The 6,889-nt window shown below is 63.2% G+C and carries 8 protein-coding genes; 3 read left to right on the top strand and 5 right to left on the bottom strand.

The features are described from left to right. Positions 1-14: 14 nt before the first annotated feature. Genes cobA through VIO10_RS03310 form a run of 5 tightly spaced genes read right to left on the bottom strand, consistent with a single transcriptional unit; the run spans position 15 to position 5,467 of the window. Entirely contained in the window at positions 15-1,598 is a 1,584-nt protein-coding gene (cobA, locus tag VIO10_RS03330) for a uroporphyrinogen-III C-methyltransferase (RefSeq protein ID WP_331959302.1), read from the bottom strand. Further along, positions 1,599-2,567, bottom strand: a complete 969-nt coding sequence (gene hemC / locus VIO10_RS03325; protein ID WP_331959299.1) for a hydroxymethylbilane synthase — start codon at positions 2,565-2,567, stop codon at positions 1,599-1,601. A gap of 22 nt (positions 2,568-2,589) precedes the next feature. After that, a complete protein-coding gene (gene hemA / locus VIO10_RS03320; RefSeq protein ID WP_331959296.1) occupies positions 2,590-3,924 on the bottom strand; it encodes a glutamyl-tRNA reductase in 1,335 nt (444 codons plus the stop codon). Positions 3,925-3,926: 2 nt separating this feature from the next. Further along, positions 3,927-4,760 (bottom strand): c-type cytochrome biogenesis protein CcsB, encoded by an 834-nt coding sequence (ccsB, locus tag VIO10_RS03315; protein WP_331959304.1) that lies wholly within the window; start codon positions 4,758-4,760, stop codon positions 3,927-3,929. A gap of 5 nt (positions 4,761-4,765) precedes the next feature. Further along, on the bottom strand, positions 4,766-5,467 hold the full coding sequence (locus tag VIO10_RS03310; protein WP_331959293.1) for a bifunctional precorrin-2 dehydrogenase/sirohydrochlorin ferrochelatase: 702 nt from the start codon (positions 5,465-5,467) through the stop codon (positions 4,766-4,768). Between the two features lie 33 nt (positions 5,468-5,500). Here VIO10_RS03310 and VIO10_RS03305 point away from each other — a divergent pair, with 33 nt between their 5' ends. From VIO10_RS03305 to VIO10_RS03295, 3 genes are all read left to right on the top strand, one after another. Further along, a complete protein-coding gene (locus VIO10_RS03305) occupies positions 5,501-5,920 on the top strand; it encodes a DUF192 domain-containing protein (protein WP_331959290.1) in 420 nt (139 codons plus the stop codon). Positions 5,921-6,396: 476 nt separating this feature from the next. Beyond that, positions 6,397-6,567, top strand: coding sequence for a Flp family type IVb pilin (locus VIO10_RS03300; protein WP_331959287.1), 171 nt, complete (start codon positions 6,397-6,399; stop codon positions 6,565-6,567). Positions 6,568-6,648: 81 nt separating this feature from the next. Further along, positions 6,649-6,819, top strand: a complete 171-nt coding sequence (locus VIO10_RS03295; protein WP_331959284.1) for a Flp family type IVb pilin — start codon at positions 6,649-6,651, stop codon at positions 6,817-6,819. Positions 6,820-6,889: the final 70 nt, after the last annotated feature.

The raw sequence follows: 6,889 nt of genomic DNA, 5'->3' as shown, positions 1-6,889 counted from the left end.
GGGCGCGCGGTCTCTTAATCCTGGGTGCAGGGCTCAGCCCTGCCGAAATACTCGGCGATCGCCTCGGTCAGAGCCGCAATCGTGTATTTGGCGGGCGTGACGACCACCTCGAATCCACGCTCGGTCGCCGTCGCCGCGGTTATCGGCCCGATCGCCGCGGCTTTGAGGAGGCTCGCCGGCGCGCCGATCAGGTCGCAGAAATTTGTCACCGTACTGGAACTGGTAAACGTCACGAGATCGATCGACCCCGCCGCGATCAGCTCGCGCATCCGCTCGATCTGCGCGCCCTTGGGCTTGACGGTTCGATAGGCGGGCGCGACTTCGACTTCTTTGGCGCCCTTGTCGCGCAGAATTTCGGGCAAGGCCTCGCGCGCAACTTCGGCCCGCGGAATCAGGAAGCGTTTGCCGCGAATCCGCTTGAGTCCAATCGCCGGAATAATTTGCTCCGCGCGATACTCGTCGGGAACCGCCGTGGCGCGTAGCGCATAGTCGGCAAGCCGCGCCGCGGTTGCCGGTCCGATCGCCGCAATCGACGCACGCCCGAGCTCGCGAATATCGCGGCCGCGCGACTTCAGCCGTTCGACAAAGCTCTCGACTCCCGTCGCACTCGTGAAGATTATCCAGTCGAAGGAATTTCGCGCCGGTGACGACAGACGCGCGATCGCCCGGTCCAGCGCCGCGTAGCTCCTGGGCGGTGCGGTTTCGATCGTCGGAAATTCCACCACCTCCGCGCCCAGCCGTCTGAGCGCCGTGGCGAACTGTGAGGCGGTCTCACGCGATCGGGTGACCACCACAGTGCGGCCGAACAGCGGCATGCGCTCGACCCACTTGAGATGCTCGCGCAGGCCCGCGCACTCTCCGACCACGATAACGGCGGGCGCGCCGATTCCAGCGCGCGCGGACGCGTCGGCGAGTGTCGCGAGCGTCGCGCTGACGGTCTTCTGCGCGGCAGTCGTCGCCCATTGGACCGCAGCCGCCGGAGTTTCCGCCGCAAGTCCGGCCGCGCGGATTCGATCCAGCGTTGCGCGCATCCGCGCCGTCGCCATCAGGATAACGATCGTGCCGCGGCCCCGAGCCGCCGCGACGAGTTCGTCCCACGGAACCGTTGAGCGCGCGCCCTTGCTTTCGTCCTCATGGCCGGTGACAAACGCGACGAACGAGCCGTGTTCGCGATGGGTCAGCGGAATGCCGGCGAAGGCCGGTCCTGCAATCGCCGACGTGACCCCCGGGATCACCTCGAACCGCACGTTGCCACGGACCAGCGCCTCGGCCTCCTCGCCGCCGCGTCCAAAGATAAATGGATCGCCACCCTTGAGCCGGATCACGACGCGCCCCATCCGCGCGCGCTCGATCAGCATCGCGTTCAATTCGGATTGCTCGATACTTTTTCCGGCGCCGCCCTTCTTGCCGGCGTAAATCAACTCGGCTTTGGGCGGCGCGAGCCGGATCAATTCAGGACTCACCAGATGGTCGTAAATAACGACGTCGGCGCGGCTCAAAGCGTCAGCGCCGCGAACCGTGATCAGATCGGAGGCGCCGGGACCCGCGCCAACCAGGAAGACTATCCCCCGATTCTGATGCTTGGCGCGCGCGCTCATTCAAGACCGAAGAATCGCGGCAGCGTCCCGCGCGAGCATTTTTTCCGCCAGCCGCTTGCCGGAACTTTCGGCGGCGGACGGCGCGAGGCCGGGCGCTATCGGTTGCTCCATCGACTCCGACAGCTCGCGCGCGCCGTCGGGACTGAACAGGATCGCCGCGAGCGCGAGCGTGTCGCCCACGATGCTTGCGCTTACGCCGACCGGCGTCGTGCAGGACGCATCGATCGCGGCCAGGAACGATCGTTCGGCCGCGGTTTCGTAGAAAGCGCGCGGGTCGTTGATCGCGCAAAGCGCGCGATCGAGTTCATTTGAAACCGGGTCGTCGCGCTCGGCAAGCGTTTCGATGGCAAGCGCGCCCTGCCCCCCGGCCGGGATGAAATCGCGGCCATCGAGCTCGACGAACTTCACCTCGCGCAACCGCCCCAGCCGCTTCACCCCCGCCATCGCGATTATGATCGCGTCGAAGCTGCCGTCGGCGACGCGCTTCAAACGCGTATCGACGTTGCCGCGCAACGGCAGAACCGCAAGCCCCCGATTCATCCTGAGCGCCTGGAAATGGCGGCGCGACGACGAGGTGCCAAGCCGCGCGCCCGCCGGCAGCGCCGACAATGCCGAGCCGTCGCGCGTCACCAGGATATCGGCGGTATTCTCGCGCCCCGGCACCGCAGCCAGGCGAAACTGCGGCGGCAGGACCGCGGGAAGATCTTTCATCGAATGGACGGCGGCGTCGATCCTGCGATCGGTGAGCGCCTGCTCGAGCTCCTTGATAAAGAGTCCCTTGCCGCCCACTTGCGCGAGCGACGCCGACATAAGCTTGTCGCCGCTGGTGCGGATCTCAACGATTTCAATTTCGGGATCGACATCGGAAATTTGCGCCGCGAGCCGCTCCCGCATCATCGACGCCTGGACCAGCGCCAGCTGGCTTGGCCGCGAACCGATTCTGATCTTGAGCTTGGGCTTGAGCGACATGGGGGTTCAGTGCGCCGCGCGGTCACTCGGTGCCCGTGTCGTCATCGTCGTCCGCGTCGTCGAGATCGCGGACTTGCGCGTCCAATTCAGCACCGAGCAGGCGGCGGGCGACCTCGGCGGCAAACGCGGCATCGAGCGTTTTGTTGTCGTGATGCTTGAGGCCGGACAGAATGCGATGCAGCAGTTTGTTGGTCAGTCCGTGAGTAAGCAATTCGACTCGTTCGCGCACCGCGGGTTCCAGTTGCGCCAGCCAGCCGCGATGGCGTCCCATCTCGACGTCGCGCAGCCGTTCGACACTGTAGCGGATGTCCTTGATAGTGGGGGTCAGGTCGAGGCCCGCCAGCCACCTGAGGAACGATTCGAGTTCGAGCTCGACGATCTGTTCGGCCTTTTCGGCTTCGCGCTCGCGATCGCCGAGCGATCGTTTAACCAGCGCGCCGAGATCGTCGATGTCGTACAGATAGACGTTTTGCAGCGCGTTGAGCCGCTCGTCAAAATTGCGCGGCACGCCCATGTCGATCAGAAACATCGGCCGGTAGCGGCGCTCGCGAATCACGGACTCGAATTCCTCGGGGCCGAGCACCGGTTTGGTGGATGCGAGCGAACCGATAAGCACGTCCACCATCTTGAGGTGCGGCTTGTAGTTGCTGTACGGCACCGCGGTGCCGCCAAGCTCGCGCGCGAGCGCGACTGCGTGATCGAAAGTGCGCGAGGTGATCAGCAGCGACTCGATTCCGAGCGCGTTCAACTGGCGGGCGGTCAACTCCGCCATTCTGCCCGCGCCCATCAGCATCACGGTCTTGTCTTTCAACGTGTCGAAAATCTGGCCCGCAAGCGCGACTGCCACGGAACTGACGGAGACCGCTCCATGGCCGATAAGCGTGCCCTTGCGCACGTGCTTGGCGACGCTGAACGCCTTGTGGAACGCGCGATGCAGAATCGGGCCGACGCTGCCCGCCTCGGACGCCTGCGCGTAGGCGATCTTGAGCTGGCCCAATATCTGCGGCTCGCCAACGACCATCGAATCGAGACTCGCACCCACGCGGAACAGATGACGCGCGGCGTCGCGCCCGGCGGAACTATAAATCACGTCGGCGAACGCGGCTTGCGCGACGTTTCGATCGGCGGCCAGAAACTTCAGCGTGTCATCGGCCGCGCGCGCCGGATCGGAGGCGACGCCCACCACCTCGACCCGATTGCAGGTCGAAATCAGCGCCGCCTCCAGGACCGCGGGTGACGAGTCCCGCAGCCTGCCCAGCGCAGCAGCGATCTCCTCGTCGGCAAACGCCAGGCGTTCACGCAACCCAACCGCAGCGCTGCGATGGTTTATGCCGACGATAAATAAAGTCTGATCCATTTTCAGCCGAAACTGCCGCCGTGTTTGCCCGGAAAAATCAGGTTAACGCCCACGATCGAAACAACCAACAGGCTGAACACCACCAAAGTGAGCGCCGCGGCGCGCCGCCCGCGCCATCCTATCGTAAGGCGGGATTCGAGCAGGCCCGCGTAGAGCACCCAAATCGCCAGCGACCAGCATTCAATGGGCTCCCATGACCAGAAATGACCCCACCTCGCGTCGGCCCAAATCGCGCCGCTCACGATCGCCAGGCTGAGCATGATGAAGCCCCATCCCAGCAGGCGATAGTTGATTCGGTCAAGCTTTTCGAGACTCGGCGCGCCTTCGTTGGCCGGACCGATCGCGCGCTTGGACTTGAGCCGCGACTCGTAGGCCAGGTAGGCGATACTCACGCTCGCCGCCAGCACGAACATCGCGTAGCCCAGGATCGCCAGGGTGACGTGAATCGGCAGCCATACGCTGCGCAGGGAAGCCGGCAAAACCACGCGCCCGCTGCTCATCGTGAGCGAAGCCGCTCCCAGAGCCAGAGTCACCGCCGGCGCCACGAATGCGCCGATCACCGCCAGCCTCAAGCGCACGATCATCAGCAGCCCCGCCAGCGCGGTAAGCCAGGCAAGAAACGATAGCGCCTGCGCAAAATTGGCGACCGGAATATTGCCGGCCTGCAGACCCCGCGCGGTCAAATCGAAAGCATGAAAGACCACGCCCGCGCCGAGTATCGCAACTGCGTAGCCGGTCGCTTGCGTACGGCCCGACAAACGATCGAACACAAACAACGCGGCAGAGAGCGCGTAACAAGCAAGCGCGGGCAATAGCCATAGCGTGTCCATCGGCATGCGGTTCACTCCGGAACTTCCGTTGCGCGCGTGAGGCCGAGCGCGGCCGAGTCGATTCCGAGCCGGTCCAGACCAACACCGCGACCCAAATGAGCGGCGAGTATCCGCTCGATCGCGGCCAGGTCGCCGATGGCGATCGCCTCGGGCAGCGCGGAGTTGGCCAGCTCCTTGAGCCGGCGCCTGCGATCGGCGGGATCGATTTCATCGGCATGCAACCGCCGGCGCGCAGCGCGCAGCACTTCGAGCGTGATCGCGTACTCGGTCCCGAACTGTTGCGCCAGCGTGCGTTTCAGCCGGGCCGCAAAGGCCGGCGACGCACCCGCGGTCGAGATTGCGATTTGGAGCGCGCCGCGCTTGACAACCGCGGGCGCGATGAACGTGCACAACTCGGGGAGGTCGGCGACGTTTATCGGGATTCCGAGCGCGCGCGCCTCGGCGGCCAGCTCGCGATGGAGTTTCGGATCGTCGGTCGCCGCATGGACCAGCACGCATCCGCGGATGTCGCCGCGCTCATAATCACGAGCGATGTGAGTCACGAGCCCGCGGGCAACGATCGCCTCCATCGAGCGCGACAGGCGCGGACTCACGACCGTCACGTGAGCGCCGGCCTCCAACAGCGACTCGACCTTGCCCGCAGCGACCTCGCCGCCGCCGACTACGGCACATTCGCGGCCGGTCACGTCGAAAAATATCGGGATGTATCCCATGAAACTTTCGTGAGTTTATTACATGATGACGTAATGAGACAGTCCCGACCGCCCGATGCGCCGCCGACACCGACGCGCCAATCTCCGCTCCGAGCAGTCAATCAATCCCGCGGGACCGTGCTCTGCGCGCGGCTCGAGAACGCCGGCGGTCTCGGCGGTCAGAGCCGCGGGCTGCTGGGTCGCGACGGCCTCGAGCCCGGAATGGGGATGCTATTCGATAACGGGCGATTCGCGCCGTTGATGTGGATGCACATGTTCTTCATGCGTTTCGCGATCGATATCGTTTTCCTGGGGCGCGGCAACACGGTCATCAGGATCAATCGGCGCCTGAGGCCGTGGCGCGTCTCCTCGATCGTATTCGGAGCGCGAAAAGCACTCGAGCTTCCGGCTGGCGCGGCGGACGAGAGTTCGACGCAGGTGGGTGATCAGATCACCTTCGAACCTGTCAACTAAAGCCGAAAGGCTCGTAGAGCCAGCTAGGCTGCGATTCAGAACGCCATACCCTCCATTTAGTGGTTGGAATCGAAAATGACTACAATTTGTTGATTTCTATCGTTCAACCAGTTCATGTTTAGTTAAAAGCCCTCTGACTCTTTTAAGCTTTCCAATGACGCGCGTTTTAGACCCTAATCTGTTGCGGCTTCGCAACCGAGAGTTGCATCAGTGCGCGCATTAGCCTATGGTAGTCCCGCTTAAAGCAAAAAAGTCGAAGAGATTGCTGAATAGATCAAGATGGCACGAGAGATGCTCCGTCTCAGTCCCGCCCTGGCACCAGCGAAAGTTGCCGCAAGCGAGGATTTTCTTCCGCGGGGAAGAATAAATCGAGACAAGCTGGCGCCGTTGGACTGCGGCGCGAGGTTGAACGGGGGGCGTTAATTAATGGGGACAATGCCAATTTCGGCAAAAAAAGGACAGGAGGACACGGGAAAATGGATATGATCACGAGAATGTTTGTGAAGGTGCGCGAGTATCAGCGCGGTCAGACGATGGCAGAATACGCGTTGATCCTCGCCGCAGTCGCAGTCGTGGTGTTCGCCGGCTACGAGCTCTTGGGTACGAACATCAAGAGCGCGCTGAACTCAGTGGACAGCCAACTCTAGTCGAGAAGCATGAATTCCGGGGTGGCGGAATAACCCATCCGCCACCCCACATAAAAATTAATCAGACAAGGAGAGGAAGGTATGGATGCGCTCAGCAAGTTTATCGTTCGGATCCGGGAGTATCAGCGCGGTCAGACGATGGCGGAATACGCGTTGATCCTCGCCGCAGTCGCAGTCGTGGTGTTCGCCGGCTACGAGCTCTTGGGTACGAACATCAAGAGCGCGCTGAACTCAGTGGACAGCCAACTTTAGCATGTCCCGGTTGGGGTTGGTTGACTCAAACATCTAGCTGTCGATGGCCTGACGGTCGTCAGGAGTAATG

The organism is Candidatus Binatus sp., from assembly GCF_036567905.1.
Taxonomy (GTDB): domain Bacteria; phylum Desulfobacterota; class Binatia; order Binatales; family Binataceae; genus Binatus.
This window is presented reverse-complemented; position numbering and strand designations above follow the sequence as displayed.

Bases quoted from the DNA above. Each gene is read 5' to 3' on its own strand.
- cobA (WP_331959302.1), bottom strand. From the start codon at position 1,598: ATGAGCGCGCGCGCCAAGCATCAGAATCGGGGGATAGTCTTCCTGGTT.
- VIO10_RS03305 (WP_331959290.1), top strand. From the start codon at position 5,501: ATGAGACAGTCCCGACCGCCCGATGCGCCGCCGACACCGACGCGCCAA.
- ccsB (WP_331959304.1), bottom strand. From the start codon at position 4,760: ATGCCGATGGACACGCTATGGCTATTGCCCGCGCTTGCTTGTTACGCG.
- hemC (WP_331959299.1), bottom strand. From the start codon at position 2,567: ATGTCGCTCAAGCCCAAGCTCAAGATCAGAATCGGTTCGCGGCCAAGC.
- hemA (WP_331959296.1), bottom strand. From the start codon at position 3,924: ATGGATCAGACTTTATTTATCGTCGGCATAAACCATCGCAGCGCTGCG.
- VIO10_RS03295 (WP_331959284.1), top strand. From the start codon at position 6,649: ATGGATGCGCTCAGCAAGTTTATCGTTCGGATCCGGGAGTATCAGCGC.
- VIO10_RS03310 (WP_331959293.1), bottom strand. From the start codon at position 5,467: ATGGGATACATCCCGATATTTTTCGACGTGACCGGCCGCGAATGTGCC.
- VIO10_RS03300 (WP_331959287.1), top strand. From the start codon at position 6,397: ATGGATATGATCACGAGAATGTTTGTGAAGGTGCGCGAGTATCAGCGC.